The sequence below is a fragment of the Paracoccus sp. NBH48 genome, assembly GCF_015390265.1.
Taxonomy (GTDB): Bacteria; Pseudomonadota; Alphaproteobacteria; order Rhodobacterales; family Rhodobacteraceae; genus Paracoccus; species Paracoccus marcusii.
This window is the reverse complement of sequence record NZ_VUOJ01000003.1, coordinates 98805-121491: the sequence shown is the minus strand read 5'-3', so window position 1 is coordinate 121491 and position 22687 is coordinate 98805. Positions and strand designations below refer to the sequence as shown.

Genomic DNA, 22687 nt, shown 5'->3' with positions numbered 1-22687 from the left:
GGGGGCGCTGCCCCCCGGACCCCCCGAGGGCATCGCTGATCCGGGACCTAGTCCCGCAGCAATCGACGGATCGTGTGGCGCAGCAGGCGATCACCCCCGGGTTGCCATCCGGCGCCGATCAGTGCCGTGCAGTCCGGGAGGCGCAGGCGTGACGCATCGGCACGCGGGGGCAACGGGTGACGGCTGCCGGTGGCGTCGCGGACGATCGCCAGCAGGTCGTGGTGATCCAGCACAAGATCACTGCAGTTGACGGTGGATGGCAGCACCCCCGTCGACAGAAGCAGGACCAGCGCCCGGGCGAGGTCGGCGGCGTGAACCTCGGTCGCGATGCGCGGGGCGATGGGGCGACCGCACAGGTAATCGGCGAACAACGTCCGCCATTTATGCGCCGGGCCGGGACCATAGACGCCGGTCGCACGGATCGCGCAGCCCGCCAGCGGCAGCGATGCCAGATGCGCCTCTGCCCCGGCCTTGACCTGGCCGTAGAGCGTGGTCGGCGCGGCGGGCAGGTCGTCGGGCAGGCGCATCCCCGGCGGATGACCGTCATGCACCGCGCGCGAGGACAGGAACAGCACCCGCCCGACCCCCTGCCGCACGGCCTGATCGAACAGGGCACGCGTGCCGTCCAGGTTGGCAGCGATGAAGGCCGCGGGGTCGTCGCCCTCTCCGCCGCGATAGTGGCCCGGCGCGTGGGCGAAGGCACAATGGATCAGCGCGTCATGGCCCTGCAGCGGCGCAGGGTCGCCCAACGCCCAGCCATGGGCCCGGTCCAGGGGCGTCACGTCGTGGCCCGCCCGGCCCAGAGCGCGCGCGGCATAGCGCCCGACGATCCCGGACGCGCCGGTCAGGGCCACGCGCATCAGGCGGGCGGGCCGGGCAGGGCGTTCAGGTCGGGCACGGGTCCGCCCGCCGCGATCTGGCGCCAGAGGTCGATCAGCGGGCGCAGACTGTCGGCCTTGGGGTGATCCTGCCAAGGCTTCTCGTACTGGAAATGCAGGATGCGGATCTGGGTCCAGTCCCACAGCTGCGGCATGTGCGTCCAGACGTATTGCAGCAGGTTGTGGTGGATCGAAAGCCCCCTGCCAGTCGGGAAAGTACTCCTGCAGAAAGGTCTGGTCCGTGCGCCGCCAGAAGGCGCCCGGCCGGTCCAGACGGGCCATCATCGCGGCGAAGGTCGCGGGATCGGGGCGTGCGGTGAAGACACCCGAATTCATCCGGCCGAACCCGTCCAGCCCGTCATAGACATTGGGCGCGGCGCAGAATTCCGGGAAATCGAACAGCTTGTCGACCGGGCGCAGCACGATCGCGTCGGCGTCGATGAAGACGCAGGCGTCGTAGTCCAGCTGCCACAGACGCAGCTTGATGAAATTGTCCAAGGGGGTATGGAAATCCGGCTTTCCGCCCTTGAGGAATGCGGCCCGTGCATGCAGCGCGTCGCGGGCATGGGCCTGGTCGAAGGCGTCCGACGTGGGCAGCAGGTCGGCGCGGATCAGCCGGGCGCCAAGCGCGGACAGGCGCGCCAGCGCATCCGCATCAAGGCCGCGATGCATCACCGCCAGATCGGCGGAGGTTCCGGTCAGCCTGAGGGAACGCAGAAGCGCCTCGGCGCCGGGCAGGTAGGCGGCATTGCTGACCAGGGTGACGAAGGCGCGGCGTGCTGTCGCAGGTCCGTCCGCGACTAGTCCGGGGGGCAGCGTGGGATCGGTCATCGGCGCGGGTCCTGATCGGGGCGGGTGTCGGGCCTTCATGGCAGACGGGCGCGGGGTTTGCCAAGCTGTTGCGGAACCGCCCACCCCCGGCCACGTTTCCTTGCGAGTCCAACAGGAAAGTGATCCCATGTCCCACAACCACGAGCCGGAAAAAGCCGCGCGCAACCACAAGCCCGCGATCATCGCCATCATCGTCGCGCTGGTCGTGGCGGCACTGGTGTTCTTCGTCTTCACGCCCGGCGTGGACGAACAGGAAGACGGCATCGCCACGACCGCCCCGCCCGCCGACACGCCGATCAGCGATGCCGAGGGTCTGGGCGAGGATGTCGGCGAACCCACCACGCCCGGCGCGGATACCCCGGCCGATGGTACCACCGCCCCCACCGGCACCGCCGACCGGCCCGCAGGCGACGACGCCCCCGCGAACTGAGCCGAGCCCACATTCCGCGTTCCCCGCGCCCGGACCCGAAACGGTCCGGGCGTTCTTCTGACGCAACCGTGACCGGCTTGGGCCGATGACATTGCCTCACGGGTTTGAGATAACGGCCACAGAATGGCGCGCAAAGCGCCGCGGGCGGTATCTTCGGACAGAAGAAGGGGCAGGCATGAAATTTCTGACAAAGCTGTTGCTGGGGTTGGCGGTGGTGACATTCGCCGTCTCCTGCGGACGGACGCCGCCACGGGGGCAGGCGCCCGGCGGCTATCAGGTCGCGCCCGGACCCGGGGCGAACCCGCAGCTGGGCGATCGCGCGCCGCACCAGTGGCGCAACGGCGCGCCCTATGGGCATGCGGTGCACGGCATCGACATCTCGCGTTGGCAGGGGGACATCGACTGGAACCGGGTGCGCGGCGCGGGCATCAGCTTCGCCTTCATCAAGGCGACCGAGGGGGCGATCACGCCGACCCGAACTTCCGCCGCTACTGGTACGAGGCCGCGCAGGCCCGGATCCCGCGGGGCGCCTATCATTTCTACTATTTCTGTCGATCTGGCGCCGAGAACGCATATTGGTACATCCAGAACGTCCCGCGCGAGGCCGGATCGCTGCCGCCCGTCCTGGACATGGAGTGGACCAATTCCCGCAACTGCCCTCGTCGACCCCCGGCTGCCGAGGTCCTGCGCGAGGCCGAGGTCTTCATGCAGATCGTCGGCCGTCATTACGGCCAGCGCCCGATCATCTACACCACCGTCGATTTCTATCGCGAGAACCAGATGGGCCGCATGAACGCCGAGTTCTGGCTGCGCTCGGTCGCGGATCATCCCAGTGTCACCTATCCGGGCCAGCGCTGGACGTTCTGGCAGTATACCGGCACGGGCATCGTTCCGGGCATCCGCGGTGACACGGACATCAACGCCTTTGCGGGCTCGGCTGCGGATTGGGCGCGATGGTTGCAGGCGCGTCTGGTTCGCTAGCCCCGCGGCGTTGGCTGCAGGTCGAGTTCGCGGCGCTCTATGTCGGGGCGCCGCTGGCCATCGCACTGTTCCTGCCGCCCGATCAGCTGTTCACCGCGCTGGCGTTGTTCAGCCTGGCCGGAATGGCGCTGCTGTGGATCACCGGCGGGTTCCGCTGGCGCGTGCTGGTGCGGGGCTGGCGGCGGATGCCCTGGCAGGAGCTGGCGGGCATCGCGCTGGCGACGCTGGCAGCGGGCTGGCTGATCCTGGCCTGGATGCGCCCCGAAGCGCTGTTCTCGATCCCCCGCAACCGGCCCGAATTCCTGCTGGTCATCTGGACCTTCTATCCGATCCTGTCGGCGCTGCCGCAGGAGCTGATCTTCCGACCGCTGTTCTTTCACCGCTACGGCGCGATCCTGCCCCAGGGACGGGCGGCCATCGCGCTGAACGCGGCCATCTTTTCGTTCGCGCATCTGATGTACTGGTCCTGGATCGTGGCGATCATGACCTTCGTGGGCGGCTGGTTCTTTGCCCGCGCCTATCTGCGGCACGGCTTTCCGGCGGCCTGGGCGCTGCACGCGGTGGCCGGGAACGTGCTGTTCGCCGTCGGCATGGGCGTCTATTTCTACAGCGGCAACGTGGTGCGGCCGTTCTGAAGGCCCGCTCTAAGAGGTTGACTTCCCGCCCGGCCCGCGCTTTGTGCGGGGGCTGAAAAACTGGGGAAAACGCTCATGCACGCCTATCGCAGCCATACCTGCGGCGACCTGAAGGCCGCCGATGCCGGAACCACCGTCCGCCTGTCGGGCTGGGTCCACCGGGTCCGCGACCACGGGGGCGTGCTGTTCGTCGACCTGCGCGACCATTACGGCATGACGCAGGTCCTGGCCGACAGCGACAGCCCGGCCTTTGCCGCGATGGACAAGCTGCGGGCAGAGACCGTCATCCGCATCGACGGCCGGGTCAAGATGCGTGACGCGTCGCTGGTTAACGCCAAGCTGCCCACCGGCGAGGTCGAGGTCTATGCCACCGAGATCGAGGTGCTGGGCCCCGCGGACGAACTGCCCCTGCCGGTCTTCGGCGACCAGGACTATCCCGAGGAGACGCGGCTGGCCTATCGCTTTCTGGACCTGCGCCGCGACAGCCTGCACAACAACATCATGCTGCGGTCCAAGGTCATCCGATCGATCCGCAACCGCATGTGGGACCAGAACTTCACCGAATTTCAGACGCCGATCATCACCGCCAGCAGCCCCGAGGGCGCGCGTGACTTCCTGGTGCCGTCGCGGCTGCATCCGGGCAAGTTCTATGCCCTGCCGCAGGCGCCCCAGCAGTTCAAGCAGCTGATCATGGTCGCGGGCTTCGACAAGTATTTCCAGATCGCGCCCTGCTTCCGCGACGAGGACCCGCGCGCCGACCGCAGCCCGACCGACTTCTATCAGCTGGACATGGAGATGTCCTTCGTCCGTCAGGAGGACGTCTTCGCCACCGTCCAGCCGGTGATCCAGGGCCTGTTCGAGGAGTTCGGCGGCGGCCGCCGCGTGGATGCCGACTGGCCGCTGATCCCCTATGCCGACAGCCTGCTGAAATACGGCACTGACAAGCCGGACCTCCGGAACCCGATCGAGATGCAGGTGGTCAGCGATCACTTCCGCGGGTCGGGCTTCGGCATCTTTGCCAAGCTGCTGGAGCAGGAGGGCACGCAGGTCCGCGCCATTCCCGCGCCCACCGGCGGCAGCCGCAAGTTCGCCGACCGCATGAATGCCTTTGCGCAAGGGCAGGGCCTGCCCGGCATGGGCTACATCATCTGGCGCCGCGCCGAGGACGGTTCGACCGAGGCCGCCGGTCCCATCGCCAAGGCGCTTGGCGTCGAGAAGACCGAGGCGATCCGCACGCAGCTGGGCCTGGCCGAGGGTGATGCGGCCTTCTTCCTGGGCGGCCGTCCCGACCAGTTCGAGGCCGTCGCGGGCCGCGCCCGCACGGAAATCGGCCGTGAATTGGGCCTGATCGACGAAAACCAGTTCAAGTTCGCCTGGATCGTCGATTTCCCAATGTACGAGAAGACCGACGACGGCAAGATCGACTTCAGCCACAACCCCTTCTCGATGCCGCAGGGCGGGATGGAGGCGCTGCAGGGCGACCCGCTGGAGGTTCTGGGATACCAGTACGACCTGGCCTGCAACGGCTATGAGCTGATCAGCGGCGCGATCCGCAACCACAAGCCCGAGATCATGTTCAAGGCGTTCGAGCTGGCCGGCTATCCGGCATCCGAGGTCGAAAAGCGGTTCGGGGGCATGGTCAAGGCGTTCCGCTATGGCGCGCCGCCGCACGGGGGCTGTGCCGCGGGCATCGACCGCATCGTGATGCTGCTGGCGGACGAGCAGAACATCCGCGAGGTCATCATGTTCCCGATGAACCAGCGCGCCGAGGACCTGATGATGGGCGCCCCGTCAGAGCCCACCAACGAACAGATGCGCGACCTGCGTCTGCGCGCGTTGCCGAAAGAGTGACCTGACCCCGGGCGGCGGGCATGGCATGATGCTGCACAGCAGCACCAGCCGGAGCCTGTCGCCCGATGCCGTCCTATGCTGAAATCGCCGCGATCCGCCTTGGCTTCGGCCTGTCGCCGCGCCTGACACCGCCCGCCGAGCCGTCGGGAATGGCGGCATCGGTTGCGGCGGCCACGCAGTTCGGGCCGCAGGCCGTGACGCTGGACAAGGTCCGCGCCTGGCAGGACAAGGGCCTTGACCTTGGCGCCGCCGCCCGCGCCGGCGATCCTGCCGCCCGCGATCGCGATGTCGCCTATCGGCGCAGGCTGGGCGGCATCTATCGTGCGGCGATCCAGAACCGTTTCGCGCGCGCAGTCGATGACCCATCCGGCTTTGGGGAACGTCTGGTCTGGTTCTGGGCCGATCATTTCACCGTCACCGGTGGCACGGTCTATTGGAACCTGATGACCGACGCCTTTGTGCAAGATGCGATCCGTCCGTATCTAACCGGTCGGTTCGCCGACATGATGCTGGCGGCCGAAACCCATCCGGCGATGGTGCGCTATCTGGATCAGGACCGGTCGGTCGGCCCCAATTCGGCCCGCGCGCGCAGAAATCCCGACAAGCCGTTGGGATTGAACGAGAACCTGGCGCGCGAGATGATCGAACTGCACAGTCTTGGCGTGGGGGCCGATTACTCCCAGCAGGACGTGACGCAGCTGGCCGAACTGCTGACCGGACTGGCCTATCACCCCCGGCAGACGGGCATCTTCCGTCCCGGCCAGGCCGAACCGGGGGCCGAGACGGTTCTAGGCGCCCGCTATGGCGGGGGGCGAGCCAGTCTGGACGACATTCGCGGGGTCATCGCCGATCTGGCCCGCCATCCGGCGACCGCCCGGCATATCGCCCGCAAGATGGCCGTGCATTTTCGTCGCGGACGAACCGCCGCAGCCGCTGGTCGACCGGCTGGCGGCCGTGTTCGCCGATACCGGCGGCGATCTGGGCGCGATGAACCTGGCGCTGGCAGAGGCGCCGGAACTGCGGCAGCAGTTCCGCCAGAAGATGCGGCAGCCCTTCGACTTTCTGGTGGCCGCCCTGCGCGGCCTTGGCGTCGACGGGCGTCAGGTCCGCGACATGAAGCCGGGCCAGCTGCAGCGGCTGTTGCTGCAGCCGATGACCGCCATGGGGCAGGCCTGGGGCAGCCCCATGGGGCCCGACGGCTGGCCCGAGGATCAGGCGGCCTGGGCCAGCCCCCAAGGTCTGGCGATGCGCATCACCTGGGCGCTCAGCGCGCCGTCGCGGCTGACCGACCCGCTGCCCGACGCACGCCAGTTGCTGCGTGCGGCCTTGGGCGACACCGCGTCCGAGGCGCTGTCCTGGGCGGTCCCGCGCGCCGAAAGCCAGGCCGAGGGCGTGGCCCTGGTCCTGGCCTCGGCCGATTTCAACCGGAGGTGACGCGATGCTGTCTCGGCGGCTGTTCCTGAAATCGACGGCGCTGATCGGCTGTTCGGCCGCCGCGCATCCGCTGCTGTCTTCGGCGACCTTCGCGGCGGCGCCGGGCGACAATCGCCTGGTCGTCATCATCCTGCGCGGCGCGATGGACGGGCTGGACGCGTTTCAGCCCTATGGCGACCCCGCACTTCGGGGGCTGCGCCAGACCCTGTCGCTTGGACCCGATCACGGCGCCACCGATCTGGACGGGTTCTTTGCGCTGCATCCGGGCCTGTCGGACCTGTTGCCGCTGTGGCAGGCCGGGCAGCTGGCCTTCGCGCCCGCGGTCTCGACGCCCTATCGCGACAAGCGCAGCCATTTCGACGGCCAGACCATGCTGGAGGCCGGCACCGGCACCGACCTGAACCTGGATGCCCAGCAGGACGGCTGGCTGAACCGGCTGCTGCAGGCGATGCCGGGGCAGGCGTCGGAGACTGCCTATTCTGTGGGGGTGTCGCAGATGCGCATCCTGCAGGGGCAGGCCCCGGCCAAAAGCTGGACCCCCAAGGCGCAGATGGACCTCAGCCCGCAGGCCGAGCAGCTGCTGACGCGCATCTATCACGATGACCCGTTGTTCCGCGACGCCAGTGCGCAGGCGATGGAAATTGTGGCCAGCCTGTCGCCGGACCTTGCCACCGGCAAGCCGGGACAGGACCACCTGGAGATCGCGCGTTTTGCCGCGGGACCGCCTGAACGGCCAGACGCGGATCGCCAGCTTTTCCATCGGCGGCTGGGACAGCCATGCGGGGCAGGCGGGGACGCTGCCGCGGATGCTGGGGCGGCTGGCCGACACGATCCTGACGCTGAAGGCGGATCTGGGCGCGAACTGGGACCGCACCACCGTCATGGCGATGACCGAGTTCGGACGCACCGTCCGCGAGAACGGATCGGCGGGGACCGATCACGGCACCGGGGGCACGCTGCTGGTGGCGGGGGGCGCCGTGCGCGGCGGGCGGATGATGGGCGATTGGCCGGGTCTGGCCGAGGGCGATCTGTACGACGGGCGCGACCTGATGCCGCTGCGCGACATTCGCGCCTATGCGGCCTGGGCGATGCACGCCAAGTTCGGCATCGATCGTGCCACCCTGGAGGGGTCTGTTTTTCCTGGACTGGACATGGGGTCCGATCCGCGGATGACCGCCTGATCCTACATCTCGGCCACGCGGGACAGGCGGTCCTGGACCATGCCGCTGATGCGGGCCAGATCCGTCGCAAGCGCGTGGCCCGCGTTATAGTCGCGCGCAAGTGCGGTGGCCGCAGCCTCCAGCGCGGGGTCGTGCGCCGAGCGGGCGACACCGGCCAGGAAGCGGGCGATATAGTCGATCTCGGTCGTGTCATGGGCGCTGGACAGCACCTCGGCCACGTGGGCCAAGTCGTCGCGCAGGCCCGAGGGGTCGGGCTGGATCACGTCGTCGGGCAGCGCCCGCAGCGTCATCGCCCCGGTATCGGCGGGCAGCACCCGCAGGATCGCCTGCTGGAACACCGCCAGGCTCTCGACCGGCTTGGGCAGGAACCCGTCCGCACCCGCCGCCAGCGCCTCGGACGCGCGGTCGGGATCGCCGGACATCGCCAGAATCACCGGCACCCGCAGTTCGGCGGCGTGCAGTTCCGCGATCAGCGCGACCCCGTCGCCATCGGGCAGGCCCAAGTCGATCACCACCACCGCCGGACGATAGCTGCGCAGATGACGCGCCGCGGACCGCAGGCAATCTGCGCGGCGAATCCGCGCACCGGACTTGAGACACAGCAGCCGCACGGCCTCGCTGGCAAAGCGCGAATCCTCGATCACCAGCACCGTCAGGCCGGTGAGCGGTCTGTTGGGCAGCGACAAACGCCATTGCGGCAAGGGCTTGGGCGTGTCGGCCGTGATATCCGTCAGCATGTCTGTGTCCCCATCCACGTCTTCACGCCCAGTTAAGCCCCGATTCGCTAAGAAACCGGTTAACGGCGATGCTTTTCCTTTCCCGCGGCGCGCCCAGGGCTTAGAACCGCCTGAAACGGAGGATGTGACGATGATCGGTCGCCTGAACCATGTCGCCATTGCCGTCCCCGACCTGCAGGCGGCGGCGGCACAGTACCAGACCACCCTGGGGGCCACGGTCGGCCCGCCTCAGGACGAACCCGACCACGGCGTGACCGTGGTGTTCATCGAACTGCCGAACACCAAGATCGAGCTTTTGTACCCCCTGGGCGACGACAGCCCGATCCGCGGGTTCCTGGACAAGAACCCGTCGGGCGGCATCCATCACATGTGCTTCGAGGTGGATGACATCATCGCCGCACGCGACCACATGAAGACACAAGGCGCCCGCGTCCTGGGCACCGGAGAGCCGAAGATCGGCGCCCATGGCAAGCCCGTGCTGTTCCTGCACCCCAAGGATTTCAACGGCTGCCTGATCGAACTGGAGCAAATCTGATGAACCTGACCGGCGGTATCGTTCTGTTCGCCTCGCTGTGGTTCCTGACCCTGTTCTGCGTCATGCCAATCGGGCAGCGCAGTCAGGCCGATGCCGGAGAGGTCATTCCCGGCACCCATGCGGGCGCGCCGTCGGGCGTGAACTGGCGGCGCAAGCTGATCTGGACCACGGCCATCACCAGCGCCATCTGGGCCGTGCTGGCATGGATTATCCTGGGCGGCGTGATCACGCGCGCGGATATCTCGAACCTGGACCAGTGGATCCGCTGATCATCTGGAACAGGTGGGTGAAGGCCGCTTGCCGCCAGCAGCGGCACGGCGATGTTGACCAAGGGGATGACCAGGCCCACCGCGACCAGCACGCCCGTCAGGGTCACGCGCGCCGAATGGGCGCGGCGCAGGTCGCTGGCCGGGCCTTCGTCCAGGTGGCGACGGGCGGCCATCTGAAAGAACTCGCGCCCCAGCAGCCAGCCGTTTGCGCCCAGGAACAGCAGGGGCGCAAAGGGCCGATGAAGGGCGTCAGGATCAGGCTGATCACCAGCACCCCCAGGACCGCCAGCACGACCGCCACGGATTCCAGCAGCCCGTCGAAGAAGTCCAGCGACGTGCCGCGGCGGTCCGGGTAATGGATCGCCTCAACCTTTTCGGCAACGGTTTCAGCGAAGAGGCCCGCAAAACCGGCGGCGACCGGGGCCATCAGGAAGATCCCCATCACCGGAAACAGCGCCAGCGATCCCCAGGACAGCACCTGACCGAACTCGATCTGGCCCAGCCAGGGCAGCGTGACCCCGCCCGGCAGCCACAGTCGCAGCGCCCAGAAGATCGCCGCCTGCAGGGCCACGAACAGCACCAGCGTCAGCCCAATGCCAAGCAGCACCAGCCGCAGCACCGATGGGCGCAGCAGGTCGGCCCAGCCCCGCAGCAGCGCGCGAATGGGCATCATGGACGCCACTCGGTCTTGGCGGCGATGTCGGGGCGCGGGCGTTCCGGGGGCTGCGCGCCGCGGGTGCCGATATGGATCAGCCCCGCGACGCGCTCATGCGCCGCGATGCCCAGATGCGCCTGCGCAAAGGATTGGTCCAGCGCCGCAAAGCCCGTCAGCCAGGCGGCGCCCCAACCGGATGCCAGCGCCGCGTTGACCAGCCCCAGGCACAGCGCGCCCGTCGACAGGACCTGCTCCCATTCGGGAACCTTGGGGCTGTCGACCGGGGAAAAGACCACCGCCACGATCACCGGCGATGCCATGGCCGAGGCCGCCTTGTCCGCCGCCGCCTGATCCTGCCCCGCGGCCAGGACCGCGTCGCGCAGCAGCGGCGCCATCGCCTCCAGGGTTTGGCGGCCCAGCACGACAAAGCGCCACGGCTCAAGCTTTCCATGATCGGGCACGCGGGCCGCCAGGGTCAGCAGATCGGCCAGCTGGTCAGGGTCCGGGCCCGGGCCGGTCATCATCTTGGGCGGGTGGGACCGGCGGGTTGCCAGAAACTGCAGGGCGGCGTCGTTGCGGTGGTCCATGCGGATCTCCTGTAAGATCAGGGGCGGTAGCCGAGAGGCTGGCCGCGGGCGGGCGGTCAGCCTTCCTTTTCGATGCGGTAATTGCCCTCGGGCAGGTTCAGCGCAAGGCGCAGTTCGGTCAGCTGATGCATGGACAGGGTGATGCGCACGACCTCTTCGCCGTCATCGCTCATCTGTTCCAGAATCACCCGGTCGTCAAAGCCCAGGATGACGACGTCCTCGTTCAGCGGGCGCGTCTGGGCCTCGGCCTCGTCGATCAGGGTGATCACGGTCGCGTCGAAGTCGTGTTCGATGGTGAACATCCGAATCTCCTTGGGAAAGGCCCGACAATCGCGTGAAAGGGGGGCTGCGGCAAGCGGTCGGGGTTTACGCCGGACGGGCAGGGGGTATTCTGCGCCGACAGGATCGCGCCGACGCCGGGGCGGCGCAACAGGGCAGGGACGATGGGACAGATGATGGCGCGCAGCTGGCTGGCAGGGTTGATCGCGGCAGTGGCCGTCGCGGGCTGTGCGCCGCTGCCCGCACCCGGCACCGCCCCCATGCCCGCGCCCGTCCCGCAGGTCCCGGTCCTGCCGGCCCCGTCGGCCCGCACGCGGCGACGCCGGACGGCGCTGCGCGCAGCTTTGTCCAGGTGATGCGCCGGATGGAGCCGGCCGTCCGCCAGGACTGCCTCAACCGCCGCACCGCGCCGATCAGCTGCGATTTCCTGTTCGTCGTCGACGACCGCCCGGGGCTGGAGCCGAACGCGTTCCAGACCGTCGACCGCAACGGGCGCCCGGTCGTGGGCTTTACCCTGTCACTGATCGCGCAGACCCAGAACCCGGACGAGATCGCCTTCGTCGTGGGGCACGAGGCCGCGCACCACATCCTGAACCACCTGGATCGCAAGTCCGGGGCGGCCACCGCCGCGGCCGTCGTCCTTGGCAGCCTGGCCTCCGCCTATGGAGGCGACACCGGCGCCATCGCCCGCGCGCAGGAGATCGGTGCATCGGTCGGCGCACGCTACTATTCCAAGGAATGGGAGCTGGAGGCCGACTATCTTGGCGCAATCATCACGCTGAATGCGGGCTATGACCCGATCACCGGATCAGGCCTGTTCCAGCGAATCCCCGACCCCGGAAACCACGTCCTGGGCACACACCCGGCACGCGCGCAACGCCTGGCGCAGGTCCGCCGCGCGGTGGCTGACGTGCAGGCGGGGCGCATCCGCTAGGGCTGGTGGTGGGGTTGTGCCTGCGCCGCAACGCGACAACCTCCGGCTGCAATAAAATTCACGTGGTGAAAGGAAAAAGCTGGCATACCGGCGGTTTTCTGCTTTAGTCGGCAAAGGTTTGCACAAGACAGATCCTTGAATCGATACCATCCGGCGCTTCGGCGCCTTTTCTATGAAGGGGCGCCCATGATCGGGGTTGTCGTATGGAGCAGCGGGTCGCGTGAAAAGGCGATCATCTGGTGCGAAGATCAAGCAACGCTGGCCTATCTGCAGGGAACCGCGAATTTCGCCGGGCCCGGCGAATGGCCCCAGCCCGGTGATCTGGTCGAACTGGAAACCCGGACCGTCGGCAACCTGCGCCATGCCCTGAACGTGACCATGCTGTCGGAGAAAAGCTGTCTGCAGCTGCCGCGAATCCTGGCCGATTCGCAGCAACAGCAGCCGTCGCGGCCAGCCCTGCGTGTCGTGGCGCATCAGGATGCGGTGCCAAGCGGATCCGTGGCGTCGTCCACCCGGCGCCCGGCGACGACCTATGCGCGACCCCGCAGCGGGGCCGCGCGCTAGGGCTCGATCAGGCGCCGCGTGACAGCGCGGCGACCCCGGTGCGCGCCAAGTCCGTCAGGCCCAGAGGACGCATCAGATCGGCAAAGGCCTCCAGCTTGGACGGCGTGCCGACCAGTTCGAAGACAAAGCTTTCCAACGTCGAATCGACCACGTTCGCGCGAAAGATTTCGGCGATGCGCAACGCCTCGACGCGCTTGTCGCCGGTGCCGCGCACCTTGAACAGGCCCAGTTCGCGTTCCACCACCGGCCCCTCGACCGTCAGGTCATGGACCTCGTGGACGACCACGATGCGGCCCAGCTGTGCCTTGATCTGCTCGATCACCTCGGGGGTGCCGCGCGTGACCACCGTGATGCGCGAGCGGTGGCCGCTGTGGTCGACCTCGGCCACGGTCAGGCTGTCGATATTGTAGCCGCGCCCTGCGAACAGGCCGATCACGCGGGCCAGGACGCCCGGCTCGTTCTCGACTAGGACGGCCAAGGTATGGCTCTCCTCGCGCGGGGCGTGCGGATCGCGCAGGTCATAGGCCGAATGGCTGGACATGCCCTTCTGGATGTTCAAAGCGTTCATGGTTCTGCTCTCTTTCCGGCCGGTCTCAGACCAGCACCGCGCCTTCGGATTCGATCACGCCCTGCGTCTCGGCCTCGCCCAGCAGCATCTCGTTATGCGGCTTGCCGGAAGGGATCATCGGGAAGCAGTTCTCGTGCTTCTCGACCAGCACGTCCAGGATGAAGGGGCCGTCGTAATCGATCATCTGCTGGATGGCGGCGTCCAGATCATTGGGGTCGCGCACCTGCGCGCCGGCGCAGCCGAAGGCCTCGGCCAGCTTGACGAAATCGGGCAGGCTGTCGGACCAGGACTGGCTGTAACGCTCGCCGTGCAGCAGCTGCTGCCACTGCCGCACCATGCCAAGGCGCTCGTTGTTCAGGATGAACTGCTTGACCGGCAGGCGGAACTGCACGGCCGTGCCCATCTCCTGCATGTTCATCAGCCAGCTGGCATCGCCCGCGACGTTGATCACCAGTGCCTCGGGGTGGGCCATCTGCACGCCGATGGATGCAGGCAGGCCATAGCCCATCGTGCCCAGACCGCCCGAGGTCATCCAGCGGTTCGGCCCTTCAAAGCCGAGGTACTGTGCCGCCCACATCTGGTGCTGGCCGACCTCGGTGGTGATGTAGCGGTCGTGGCCCTTGGTCAGCGCCTCCAGCCGTTCCAGCGCGTGCTGCGGCTTGATGATCGTGTCGCTAGGGCGATAGGCCAGGCATTTCCGGGCCCGCCATTGCTCGATCTGGCCCCACCATTGCTGGACCGCGGCGCTGTTCGTCTTGCGGCCGCGCGATTTCCAGACCTTCAGCAGATCCTCCAGCACATGGCCCACGTCCCCGACGATCGGCACGTCGACGCGCACGACCTTGTTGATGGACGACGGGTCGATGTCGATATGCGCCTTGACCGATCCGGGGCTGAAATCCGCGATCCGCCCGGTGATCCGGTCGTCGAAGCGCGCGCCGATGTTGATCATCAGGTCGCAGCCATGCATGGCCAGGTTCGCCTCGTAGGTGCCGTGCATCCCCAGCATGCCCAGCCACTTGTCGCCCGATGCCGGATAGCAGCCCAGCCCCATCAGCGTCGAGGTGACCGGAAAGCCCGTCGCTTCGGCCAGCTCGCGCAGCAGTTGGCTGGCGCCGGGACCCGAATTGATGACGCCGCCGCCGGTATAGAGGATCGGACGCTCGGCCTGCTCGATCAGTTCGACCAGGCGGGTGATCGCGCCCAGATCGCCCTTCTTCGTCGGCTGATAGCGGCCGGTGTCGACCTGCTTGGGCCCGACATAGGTGCCAGTCGCGAACTGCACGTCCTTGGGGATGTCGATCAGCACCGGACCGGGACGGCCCGAGGTGGCGACGTGGAAACCCTTGTGGATCGTCGCGGCCAGCTTGTCCGTGTCCTTGACCAGCCAGTTGTGCTTGGTGCAGGGGCGGGTGATGCCGACCGTGTCGGCCTCCTGGAAGCCGTCGGTGCCGATCATGAAGGTCGGGACCTGGCCCGACAGCACGACCAGCGGGATCGAATCCAGCAGCGCGTCGGTCAGGCCGGTGACCGCGTTCGTGGCGCCCGGGCCCGACGTGACCAACACGACGCCCGGTTTCCCGGTCGCGCGGGCATAGCCCTCGGCCATGTGGACGGCGCCCTGTTCGTGGCGGACCAGGACGTGGGTGATGTCGTTCTGCTGAAAGATCTCGTCATAGATGGGTAGGACGGCCCCGCCCGGATAGCCGAATACGGTATCGACGCCCTGATCGCGCAGCGCCTCGACCACCATTCTCGCACCCGTCATTGTTCGGGACATCGTCTTGCTCCATCCATCAAAAATACCCGCAAAGCGCACCCGTCGCGGCCCCGCGTCGGCGCAACCTAGGGTCAGGTTCGGACAGGGTCAATGGCATTTGGCGGAGAAAGTGACGCAGGCACGCCGGAAATTGAAACTTTATTTCGCGGTTTGACGGACGCTATCGGTCGAATTGCGGCAGCGCGATACGGGCGACCTGTTCGACGATCGGATCGACGGACAGGGGATGCGCTTCGTTCGAATGATCCTCGGGGTTGCCGATATCCTGCCAGACGCCGCCCTTGTAGATCTCCAGCGCGCTGAAGCGGGCCTTGTAGTCCATCTTGCGGCTGCCCGGCACCCAATAGCCCAGATAGACATAGGGCAGGCCAGCGGCCCGGGCGATTTCGATATGGTCCAGGATGATGTAGGTGCCCATGCTGGCCGGCCGCAGCAGCGGGTCGTAGAAGCTGTAGACAAGGCTCAGCCCATCATCCAGCACGTCGGTCAGGCAGACACCGGCCAGGTGATCGTCGCCCTGCGCCAGCGCCGGCATCGCATCGTCGCTGCACCGGTATTCGATGACGCGGGTCTTGACCGGCGTCTCCTCGATCATCGCGGCGAATTCGAAGATGTCCATGTCCGCCATGCCGCCATCCGCATGCCGGCTGTCCAGATAACGGCGGAACAGTTCGAACTGATCCTCGGTCGCCCAGGCACTGGTGGCCAGGCGGCGCAGGGCGGCGTTGCGGGTTGTGATGCGGCGCTGCGTCTTGGAGGGGCGGAAATCGGCCACCCGGATGCGCGCCGACATGCAGGCCACGCAGCTTTCGCAGCTGGGTCGGTAAAGCACATTCTGCGACCGGCGGAATCCCTGCCGCGACAGCGCGTTGTTCAGTTCCGCCGCATTGTCGCCCTGCAGCGCGGTGAACAACTTGCGTTCGGCCCGCCCGTGCAGGTACGGGCAGGGCTGTGGCGCGGTCACATAGAACTGCGGCGCATGGGGCAGCGTATGGCGCATCAGGTGCGCCCCTTGCAGCATCTGGTCAGGTCGCGACTGATCATGCGGGCGCAGAAGGTTCCGTATCGCGGGTTGGTGTGCGCGAAAGCCTAGCAACGATTTCCCGGCAGGCCAAGCGTGGAAAGCAGCGGGCCCGCCGGTTCCGCGCAACATGGTTTACCGCGCGTTGCGTTGACGGGCCGGGGCGACCCCGGCAAGGTGGCGCGCATGAGCTTTCAGTCCCGCATCACCCGCCTTCCGCTGCCCGTCGACGCCGCCCGCGGGGCGGATGCGGCGGCGCTGTTCCCGACCCCTGTCCGACCGGATGCGCGAGCTGATCGCGGGCGCCGCGGGTAGCAGCCCCTATCTGGCTGGTCTGCTGCGGTCCGAGGCCGACTGGCTGCCCGATGCGCTGGACCATTACGACGTCGTCGTGCGCGAGACGGCGGGCTTGCAATCGCTGGACGCGGATGCCCTGGGCGTGGCGCTGCGCCGCGCCAAGCGGCGGGTGGCGCTGCTGGCGGCGTTGGCCGATCTGGGCGGCGTCTGGACGCTGGAGCAGGTGACCGGCGCGCTGTCCGACCTGGCCGACCGCGCCGTCGACCTGGCCCTGCGCGCCCATGTCGCGACCGAGATCCGTCGCGGCAAGCTGCCCGCCACGGACGCCGATGCGGGCGGCATCTTCGTGCTGGCGATGGGCAAGGGCGGCGCGCGCGAACTGAACTACAGCTCGGACATCGACCTGATCGTCCTGTTCGACGAGACCGCCTATGCCGAGGCCGACCAGATGGAGGCGCGCGCCGCCCTGATCCGGGCCACGCGGCGGATGGCCGCGACCCTGTCCGACGTGACCGATCACGGCTATGTCTTTCGCACCGACCTGCGGCTGCGGCCCGACGCGGCGGTGACGCCGGTCTGCATCTCGACCGCTGCGGCGCTGGCCTATTACGAGGCCGAGGGGCGGACCTGGGAACGCGCCGCCTTCATCAAGGCGCGCGCGGCGGCGGGCGACATCGCCGCGGGCGAACGGCTGCTGCGCGAATTGCGACCGTTCGTCTGGCGCAAGCACCTGGATTTCGCGGCCATCCAGGACGCCCATGACATGCGGCTGCGCATCCGCGACCACAAGGGTCTGGGCGGGCGGCTGGAGGTGGCGGGCCACAACCTGAAACTGGGCCGCGGCGGCATCCGCGAAATCGAGTTCTTCACCCAGACCCGCCAGCTGATCGCGGGCGGGCGCGACCGCGACCTGCAATGCCGCGACACGGTTGGCGGGCTGGCGGCGCTGGCGGCCAAGAACTGGATCCCCCGGGACGTCGCAGAGGAACTGACGGCGCATTACCGCGAACATCGCGACATCGAACACCGCATCCAGATGGTGAACGACGCCCAGACCCACAGCCTGCCCAAGGACGATCAGGGGTTGGCCACGATCGCCGCCCTGATGGGCGAGGGCGATGTCCAAGCCTGGTGCGCCCGGCTGAAATCGCGGTTGGAACGCGTACATGCGCTGACCGAACGGTTCTTCGCCCCGACCGAACCGACCGAAAGCCTGCCCGACCTGTCGGACGAATCGCGGGCGGTGATCCAGCGCTGGCAGACCTATCCCGCGCTGCGGTCCGACCGGGCGCGCCAGATCTTTCGCCGGATCGAGGCGCCGCTCTTGTCGCGCATGGCCCGCGCGGGCCACCCGGCCGAGGCGCTGGCCCGCTTCGACAGTTTCCTGTCAGGCCTGCCTGCGGGGGTCCAGCTGTTCTCGCTGTTCGAGGCCAATCCCCAGTTGATCGATCTGATCGTCGACATCTGCGGGACGGCGCCCGCGCTGGCCGCCTATCTGGCGCGCCATCCGTCCGTTCTGGACGGCGTGCTGGCAGGCAGCTTCTTCGCACCCTGGCCGCGGGAGGCCGGGTTGGTCCAGGAACTGGACGCGGTCCTGCAACGGGCCCTAAGCCAGCCTGGCGGTGGCTATGAACGGGCGCTGGATGCGGCGCGGCGGTGGGCGCATGAATGGCAGTTCCGCATCGGCGTCCATCACCTGCGCGGCCTGATCGGCGCGGACGAGGCGGCGGTGCAATACGCGGACCTTGCGGGGGCCTGCGTGGCGGCGCTGCTGCCGGTGACCGCCGCAGATTTCGCGCGCCGCCATGGCCCGCCGCCCGGCCGCGGCGCGGTCGTGGTGGGCATGGGTTCCCTGGGCGCGCGGGTGCTGAACGCCGGGTCGGACCTGGACCTGATCGTGATCTATGACGCGGACGGGGTCGATGCCTCTGACGGGCCGCGCCCGCTGGCCGCGCGCCCTTATTACGCCCGGCTGACGCAGGCGATGGTCACCGCCCTCTCCGCGCCCACCGCCGAAGGCCGGCTGTACGAGGTCGACATGCGGCTGCGCCCGTCGGGGCGGCAGGGGCCGGTGGCGACCTCGATCGACAGCTTCGGCACCTACCAGATGACCGAGGCCTGGACATGGGAGCATCTGGCCCTGACCCGCGCGCGCTGCGTCGCGCAGATCGGACCCGATGCGGATATGCTGTGCCAGCAGATCGAGACCCTGCGCCTGAAGGTGCTGGCCGAACGCGGCACCGATCCGCGGGTTCTGCCCGACACGGGCCAGATGCGTGACCGCCTGTTCGCCGCAAAGCCGCCGGGCGGGGCCTTCGACGTGCGACAGGGGGCGGGGCGACTGCAGGACATCGACCTGCTGGCGCAGAGCTGCGCCTTGCGGGCGGGCGATCCGGCGCGGTCGACGCTGGCGCAGTTGCGGGCGGGTCGCCGGGCGGGGCTTCTGACGGCGGAACAGGCGGACCGCCTGTCGTCGATCTGGCGGGGATTGTGGCGCGTGCATGCCGCCGCCCGCCTGTTGACGGACAGGCCGCTGGACATGGACGTGATCGGGCGCGGAGGCCAGGATTTCCTGCTGCGCGAGGTCGAGGCCGACAGCCCCGATACCCTGCGTGATCGGCTGTCCGACGATTTCGCCACGGTGCAGGCCATCGTCGAGGGACATCTGTCGGACGAAAGTCCGCCCGACTAGCCGCTGGCGGCGCGGTCCTGAGGATAGCGCATGGCATCCGGTTCGACTGCCGGCGCATCGATCTGGACCAGGTTGGGCTGTCCCGCGGTGGCCTGTCCGGCGCTGCTCTGCAGGTCCGCCGCCACCTCTGCCAGGGACCGGCCGCCGATCTGGCCCAGGACCGGGATCGAGACCATGCCCGGTGCCAGGGGGATGACGGGGGCATCCGCCGCCTCGACGAACAGGCCGTGGGCGGTCTTGTCCCAGTAGAAGGGCTTGGCCACGACCTCGTAGATGGCCTTCCACCCGGCCAGGCATCCAAGCGGAAAATAGAAATGCAGCGTCGGCACCCAAGGCATCAGATGGCGGTGCTTTGCCCCGCTGACCGCACGCATGCCGACGAAGATGCTCAGCGCCTCGGACGCGACGAACAGTCCGAACAGACCGACGATTGCCCAAGAGCCCACCCCGGTTTCCAGGGGTGCGCGCAGCGGATGCGGCAGGCCGAAGGTCAGCAGCCAGAAGCTCCACAGGATTGGTGCCAGCAGGTATTGCGACAGCGCCCCCAGGAACTGGACCTGAAAGCCCCAGAAGCGCCACGCCCCCAGATCGCGGTAGAGCGCCGCAGGATCGCGCATGTGCACCGCCCAGGTCATCGCGTATCCCTTGAGCCAGCGCGACCGCTGCTTGACCCAGGGCAGGGCGCGGCAATTCGCCTCCTCATCGGTCGTGGTCTCGATGATCTCGGTCCGGTATCCCCGCCGGGCCAGGCGGACGCCCAGATCGGCGTCCTCGGTCACGTTCCATGCATCCCATGCGCCGACCTGTTCCATCAGGTGGCGGCGAAAGAACAAGGTGGTGCCGCCCAAGGGCACGATCAGCCCAAGCCGCGCGACCCCCGGCAGCAGGATGCGGAACCAGCTTGCGTATTCGATGGTAAAGCACCGCGCCAGCCAGTTTGGTGCGCGGGTTGTAGTAATCCAGCGCCCCCTGCAGGCAGGCGACGTCCGCAGGCGCGACATGAAAGCGGCGCGCGACCTTGTGCAGTTGATCGGGATCGGGTCGGTCCTCGGCGTCCCAGATGCCCACGATCTGGCCGCGGCAGAAGTTCAGCGCATAGTTCAGCGCCCGGGGCTTGGTCTTGATCGGCCCGTCGGGCACCCGCACGACGCGGATCCAATGCGGGCAGGCGCACGCCGTCCAGCGCGGCCTCGGTGATCTCGTCGCTGGCCTCGATCACCAATAGAATGTCGGTCAGTTCCCGCGGATAGTCCAGACGTGCCAGCCGTGCGACCAGCTTGCCCGCGACGTCCTTTTCGTGAAACAGCGGCACCATGACCGAGATCAGCGGCAGCGCCGCCTCCATCAGCGGGGGGACGGGATGACCCTGTCGAATGGCCAGCGCGTGGGCATCCTGCTCGCGCAGCGCCCGCCGCGCCGCCAGGAAAGACGCCAGCTTCAGCCCGCTCTGCGTCAGCAGGGTCAGCACGGCCCAGAAGGTCAGCAGCCCCACGATCAGCGTCGGGACCAGGATCAGGCCGGCTGCGGTCAGGGCCAGCGCCGCGATCGCCAGGCGTGCCGTCCGGGCCTGGTCCTGCGTGCGACAGCTTTCGATGGCGGGGACGCGCGTCTCGGCCCTCGCGGATCAGGCGGGTCCGGCGGGAGTTCAGCACCCCGCCCTGGGCCTGGTCCGCACTGCACAGCAACATGCGGACCTGGCCGAACTGGCGCGGCAGCAGGGGCAGCACGGCCGCGAAATCATCGGGCCGCGCCGTCGCGATCCAGGTCACCCCGCCGATTCGCCGCCAAGGCAGCAGCCCGTGCGTCAGGCAGAACCCGGCCCCCGCGTCGTCGATCAGCCGCGGGTCGGCGGGCGTCATGTCGGGGTCGATGGCGGTGGTGCGCCACTGCCGCGACAGCGCGCGGGCCAGGGCGGCGGGCTGGACCATCCCCTGGGCCAGCAATACCTGGTCCAGCCGCAGGCGCAGCTTTTGCTGGATCACTGTCGCCTTGAGTAGGTCCCCCGCGTCGATCGCCCCGTCTTCCAGCAGGATCTGCCCAAGCGACCGACGGTCGCGCGGCGCCAGCGTCGGCCCGCACAGGACCCGCGCTGCCGGCGGTGGCCGGATCGGGCAGATTGGCAGGCCGGGGCAGGGGGGCAGGCTGCGCCATGGTCGTTTCCCATCAGGATCGACCCGTCTTGGCACGTGATGCGTTAACAGAAGATTAAGCGATCCCGCGCGACCGGCAAAAATCCGGTCGCACGGGACGAATTCGTCATCAGGCGCGGCGCGCGCGCATCGAATCGGTGAACCGCTTGAACAGGTACAGGCTGTCCTGGGGACCGGGCGAGGCCTCGGGGTGGTGCTGGACCGAAAAGACCGGCTTGTCCTGCATGCGGATGCCGCAGTTGCTGCCGTCGAACAGGCTGACATGGGTCTCGATCACGCCGACCGGCAGGCTTTGCGAATCGACGGCGAAACCGTGGTTCATCGAGGTGATCTCGACCTTGCCGGTCTCGACGTCGCGCACGGGGTGGTTCGCGCCGTGATGGCCGTGGCCCATCTTGACCGTCTTGGCGCCAAGCGCCAGCGCCAGCATCTGGTGACCCAGGCAGATGCCGAAGATCGGCATGTCGCGGCCCAGCAGGTCCTTGATCATCGGTACGGCATATTCCCCCGTGGCCGCCGGATCGCCGGGGCCGTTCGACAGGAACACGCCCTCGGGCTCGTGCGCCATCACCTCCTCGGCGGTGGCGGTGGCGGGCAGGACGGTGACATCGGCGCCATGGGCCACCAGAGAGCGCAGGATGTTGCGTTTCGCACCGTAATCCAGCGCCACGACCTTGAACGGCTTGTCGCCGGGTGCGGTGCCGAAGCCTGCGCCCCATTTCCACGACCCCTGATCCCACCGATAGCTTTGGGCGCAGCTGACGCCGCGGGCTAGATCCAGGCCGACCAGCCCCTGCCAGTCGCGGGCGCGGGCGATCATCGCCTCGATGTCGAAATTGCCGTCGGGATCATGCGCCAGGACGACGTGGGGGGCACCCTGCTGACGGATCGCGCGGGTCAGGCGGCGGGTGTCCACGCCGCCGATGCCGATGCGGCCGCGGCGGGCCATCCAGTCGGTCAGTTCGGACGTGCTGCGCCAGTTCGACGGCTCGGTCGGGTCCCACCGCACGACGATGCCGCTGGCGACCGGATCGGGCGCCTCGTCATCCTCCGGCGTGACGCCGGTATTGCCGATATGGGGAAAGGTGAAGGTCACGACCTGGCTGGCATAGGACGGATCGGTCATGATCTCCTGATAGCCGGTCATCGCGGTGTTGAAGACCAGCTCGGCGACGACCTCGCCGGGGGCGCCAAAGCCCATGCCATAGAAGACGGTCCCGTCGGCAAGCGCCAGGCAGGCGGTCGGTTTAGCAGCCATGTCGGCACCTCTGGAATGAAATCAGCCGGTGAATAGGGGGCGGACGCCCCAAGGTCAACCCGCAGCGGCCCGGGAGCTGCGCTTGAAACGCAGGCGCCGGGCGGCTAGATGCGGTTCTTTCGGGCGCATCCCGCGCCTTG

20 protein-coding genes and 6 pseudogenes are annotated in these 22687 nt (G+C 68.2%); 13 read left to right on the top strand and 13 right to left on the bottom strand.

The genetic code is table 11. From position 1 onward, the window contains the following. Positions 1-47 precede the first annotated feature (47 nt). A complete protein-coding gene (locus F1642_RS06410) occupies positions 48-860 on the bottom strand; it encodes an NAD(P)-dependent oxidoreductase (RefSeq protein WP_194885804.1) in 813 nt (270 codons plus the stop codon). Beyond that, positions 860-1709, bottom strand: a pseudogene (locus tag F1642_RS06405) (glycosyl transferase). Before F1642_RS06405 ends, F1642_RS06410 begins: the two are co-directional and overlap by 1 nt. Positions 1710-1836: 127 nt before the next feature. Here F1642_RS06405 and F1642_RS06400 point away from each other — a divergent pair. The 7 genes and pseudogenes from F1642_RS06400 (at position 1837) to F1642_RS06375 (ending at position 8221) form a co-directional block, all read left to right on the top strand. Continuing rightward, the gene (locus tag F1642_RS06400) at positions 1837-2139 is read left to right on the top strand and encodes a tripartite tricarboxylate transporter TctB family protein (protein ID WP_194885803.1); all 303 of its coding nucleotides are present in this window, start codon (positions 1837-1839) and stop codon (positions 2137-2139) included. A 184-nt stretch (positions 2140-2323) separates the two neighbouring features. Then, a pseudogene (locus tag F1642_RS06395) lies at positions 2324-3120 on the top strand (GH25 family lysozyme). Next, positions 3093-3755 carry a CPBP family intramembrane glutamic endopeptidase gene (locus F1642_RS06390; RefSeq protein WP_194885802.1) on the top strand — a complete coding sequence of 221 codons (663 nt, stop codon included), beginning with the start codon at positions 3093-3095 and terminating at the stop codon, positions 3753-3755. Before F1642_RS06395 ends, F1642_RS06390 begins: the two are co-directional and overlap by 28 nt. 75 nt (positions 3756-3830) lie before the next feature. Continuing rightward, entirely contained in the window at positions 3831-5606 is a 1776-nt protein-coding gene (gene aspS / locus F1642_RS06385) for an aspartate--tRNA ligase (RefSeq protein WP_194885801.1), read from the top strand. Positions 5607-5671: 65 nt separating this feature from the next. Then, positions 5672-6454: pseudogene (locus tag F1642_RS15580) on the top strand (DUF1800 family protein); the annotation flags it as partial. Continuing rightward, on the top strand, positions 6408-7040 hold the full coding sequence (locus F1642_RS15575; RefSeq protein ID WP_255522199.1) for a DUF1800 family protein: 633 nt from the start codon (positions 6408-6410) through the stop codon (positions 7038-7040). The pseudogene F1642_RS15580 and the gene F1642_RS15575, both read left to right, overlap by 47 nt. Positions 7041-7044: 4 nt before the next feature. Next, positions 7045-8221: pseudogene (locus F1642_RS06375) on the top strand (DUF1501 domain-containing protein). Positions 8222-8223: 2 nt separating this feature from the next. Here the strand turns inward: F1642_RS06375 and F1642_RS06370 are convergent. Next, positions 8224-8958: a response regulator gene (locus F1642_RS06370; protein WP_081994695.1), complete on the bottom strand. Its 735-nt coding sequence runs from the start codon at positions 8956-8958 to the stop codon at positions 8224-8226. 130 nt (positions 8959-9088) lie between these two features. Here F1642_RS06370 and mce point away from each other — a divergent pair, with 130 nt between their 5' ends. Together mce and F1642_RS06360 are read left to right on the top strand one after the other, a co-directional pair. After that, a complete protein-coding gene (gene mce, locus F1642_RS06365; RefSeq protein WP_042246072.1) occupies positions 9089-9493 on the top strand; it encodes a methylmalonyl-CoA epimerase in 405 nt (134 codons plus the stop codon). Next, complete coding sequence (locus tag F1642_RS06360; protein WP_045981605.1) at positions 9493-9762, top strand: DUF1467 family protein; 270 nt, start codon at positions 9493-9495, stop codon at positions 9760-9762. Before mce ends, F1642_RS06360 begins: the two co-directional genes overlap by 1 nt. A 103-nt stretch (positions 9763-9865) precedes the next feature. Here the strand turns inward: F1642_RS06360 and F1642_RS06355 are convergent, their stop codons facing one another. From F1642_RS06355 to F1642_RS06345, 3 genes are read right to left on the bottom strand one after another with little or no spacing between them, the layout of a single operon-like run. Continuing rightward, positions 9866-10435, bottom strand: coding sequence for an EI24 domain-containing protein (locus tag F1642_RS06355; protein WP_255522198.1), 570 nt, complete (start codon positions 10433-10435; stop codon positions 9866-9868). After that, positions 10432-11004, bottom strand: a complete 573-nt coding sequence (locus F1642_RS06350) for a nitroreductase (RefSeq protein WP_194885800.1) — start codon at positions 11002-11004, stop codon at positions 10432-10434. Before F1642_RS06350 ends, F1642_RS06355 begins: the two co-directional genes overlap by 4 nt. A gap of 56 nt (positions 11005-11060) precedes the next feature. Beyond that, positions 11061-11306 carry a hypothetical protein gene (locus F1642_RS06345; RefSeq protein WP_042246064.1) on the bottom strand — a complete coding sequence of 82 codons (246 nt, stop codon included), beginning with the start codon at positions 11304-11306 and terminating at the stop codon, positions 11061-11063. 141 nt (positions 11307-11447) lie between these two features. On the opposite strand from F1642_RS06345, the gene F1642_RS06340 reads away from it, so the two are divergent. The 3 genes from F1642_RS06340 to F1642_RS06330 all read left to right on the top strand — a co-directional run bounded on the left by F1642_RS06340 (position 11448) and on the right by F1642_RS06330 (position 12781). Next, on the top strand, positions 11448-11639 hold the full coding sequence (locus F1642_RS06340) for a hypothetical protein (RefSeq protein ID WP_194885799.1): 192 nt from the start codon (positions 11448-11450) through the stop codon (positions 11637-11639). 8 nt (positions 11640-11647) lie between these two features. Further along, complete coding sequence (locus F1642_RS06335) at positions 11648-12217, top strand: M48 family metalloprotease (RefSeq protein WP_255522197.1); 570 nt, start codon at positions 11648-11650, stop codon at positions 12215-12217. Between the two features lie 186 nt (positions 12218-12403). Next, entirely contained in the window at positions 12404-12781 is a 378-nt protein-coding gene (locus F1642_RS06330; protein ID WP_064503566.1) for a hypothetical protein, read from the top strand. A 7-nt stretch (positions 12782-12788) separates the two neighbouring features. Here F1642_RS06330 and ilvN read toward each other — a convergent pair whose 3' ends face one another. The 3 genes from ilvN to F1642_RS06315 all read right to left on the bottom strand — a co-directional run bounded on the left by ilvN (position 12789) and on the right by F1642_RS06315 (position 16129). Then, positions 12789-13349, bottom strand: coding sequence for an acetolactate synthase small subunit (gene ilvN / locus F1642_RS06325; RefSeq protein ID WP_045981603.1), 561 nt, complete (start codon positions 13347-13349; stop codon positions 12789-12791). 25 nt (positions 13350-13374) lie between these two features. Beyond that, positions 13375-15129 (bottom strand): acetolactate synthase 3 large subunit, encoded by a 1755-nt coding sequence (locus F1642_RS06320; protein WP_194885797.1) that lies wholly within the window; start codon positions 15127-15129, stop codon positions 13375-13377. A 160-nt stretch (positions 15130-15289) separates the two neighbouring features. After that, complete coding sequence (locus F1642_RS06315) at positions 15290-16129, bottom strand: arginyltransferase (RefSeq protein WP_046001162.1); 840 nt, start codon at positions 16127-16129, stop codon at positions 15290-15292. A 207-nt stretch (positions 16130-16336) separates the two neighbouring features. Here F1642_RS06315 and F1642_RS06310 point away from each other — a divergent pair. Next, positions 16337-19139 (top strand): annotated as a pseudogene (locus F1642_RS06310) (glutamine-synthetase adenylyltransferase). Here F1642_RS06310 and F1642_RS15570 read toward each other — a convergent pair. From F1642_RS15570 to carA, 4 genes and pseudogenes are all read right to left on the bottom strand, one after another. After that, a complete protein-coding gene (locus tag F1642_RS15570) occupies positions 19136-20140 on the bottom strand; it encodes a glycosyltransferase (protein WP_370582816.1) in 1005 nt (334 codons plus the stop codon). The pseudogene F1642_RS06310 and the gene F1642_RS15570 overlap by 4 nt on opposite strands. Before the next feature lie 7 nt (positions 20141-20147). Further along, positions 20148-20207, bottom strand: a pseudogene (locus F1642_RS16410) (hypothetical protein); the annotation flags it as partial. Between the two features lie 32 nt (positions 20208-20239). Further along, positions 20240-21067, bottom strand: coding sequence for a hypothetical protein (locus tag F1642_RS15565; protein ID WP_255522221.1), 828 nt, complete (start codon positions 21065-21067; stop codon positions 20240-20242). A 331-nt stretch (positions 21068-21398) separates the two neighbouring features. After that, positions 21399-22547: a glutamine-hydrolyzing carbamoyl-phosphate synthase small subunit gene (carA, locus tag F1642_RS06300; protein ID WP_194885796.1), complete on the bottom strand. Its 1149-nt coding sequence runs from the start codon at positions 22545-22547 to the stop codon at positions 21399-21401. Between the last annotated feature and the right edge of the window lie 140 nt (positions 22548-22687).

Bases quoted from the DNA above. Each gene is read 5' to 3' on its own strand.
- F1642_RS06410 (WP_194885804.1), bottom strand. From the start codon at position 860: ATGCGCGTGGCCCTGACCGGCGCGTCCGGGATCGTCGGGCGCTATGCC.
- F1642_RS06400 (WP_194885803.1), top strand. From the start codon at position 1,837: ATGTCCCACAACCACGAGCCGGAAAAAGCCGCGCGCAACCACAAGCCC.
- F1642_RS06390 (WP_194885802.1), top strand. From the start codon at position 3,093: ATGGTTGCAGGCGCGTCTGGTTCGCTAGCCCCGCGGCGTTGGCTGCAG.
- aspS (WP_194885801.1), top strand. From the start codon at position 3,831: ATGCACGCCTATCGCAGCCATACCTGCGGCGACCTGAAGGCCGCCGAT.
- F1642_RS15575 (WP_255522199.1), top strand. From the start codon at position 6,408: ATGGCGGGGGGCGAGCCAGTCTGGACGACATTCGCGGGGTCATCGCCG.
- F1642_RS06370 (WP_081994695.1), bottom strand. From the start codon at position 8,958: ATGCTGACGGATATCACGGCCGACACGCCCAAGCCCTTGCCGCAATGG.
- mce (WP_042246072.1), top strand. From the start codon at position 9,089: ATGATCGGTCGCCTGAACCATGTCGCCATTGCCGTCCCCGACCTGCAG.
- F1642_RS06360 (WP_045981605.1), top strand. From the start codon at position 9,493: ATGAACCTGACCGGCGGTATCGTTCTGTTCGCCTCGCTGTGGTTCCTG.
- F1642_RS06355 (WP_255522198.1), bottom strand. From the start codon at position 10,435: ATGATGCCCATTCGCGCGCTGCTGCGGGGCTGGGCCGACCTGCTGCGC.
- F1642_RS06350 (WP_194885800.1), bottom strand. From the start codon at position 11,004: ATGGACCACCGCAACGACGCCGCCCTGCAGTTTCTGGCAACCCGCCGG.
- F1642_RS06345 (WP_042246064.1), bottom strand. From the start codon at position 11,306: ATGTTCACCATCGAACACGACTTCGACGCGACCGTGATCACCCTGATC.
- F1642_RS06340 (WP_194885799.1), top strand. From the start codon at position 11,448: ATGGGACAGATGATGGCGCGCAGCTGGCTGGCAGGGTTGATCGCGGCA.
- F1642_RS06335 (WP_255522197.1), top strand. From the start codon at position 11,648: ATGGAGCCGGCCGTCCGCCAGGACTGCCTCAACCGCCGCACCGCGCCG.
- F1642_RS06330 (WP_064503566.1), top strand. From the start codon at position 12,404: ATGATCGGGGTTGTCGTATGGAGCAGCGGGTCGCGTGAAAAGGCGATC.
- ilvN (WP_045981603.1), bottom strand. From the start codon at position 13,349: ATGAACGCTTTGAACATCCAGAAGGGCATGTCCAGCCATTCGGCCTAT.
- F1642_RS06320 (WP_194885797.1), bottom strand. From the start codon at position 15,129: ATGTCCCGAACAATGACGGGTGCGAGAATGGTGGTCGAGGCGCTGCGC.
- F1642_RS06315 (WP_046001162.1), bottom strand. From the start codon at position 16,129: ATGCGCCATACGCTGCCCCATGCGCCGCAGTTCTATGTGACCGCGCCA.
- F1642_RS15570 (WP_370582816.1), bottom strand. From the start codon at position 20,140: ATGTCGCGCCTGCGGACGTCGCCTGCCTGCAGGGGGCGCTGGATTACT.
- F1642_RS15565 (WP_255522221.1), bottom strand. From the start codon at position 21,067: ATGGTCCAGCCCGCCGCCCTGGCCCGCGCGCTGTCGCGGCAGTGGCGC.
- carA (WP_194885796.1), bottom strand. From the start codon at position 22,547: ATGGCTGCTAAACCGACCGCCTGCCTGGCGCTTGCCGACGGGACCGTC.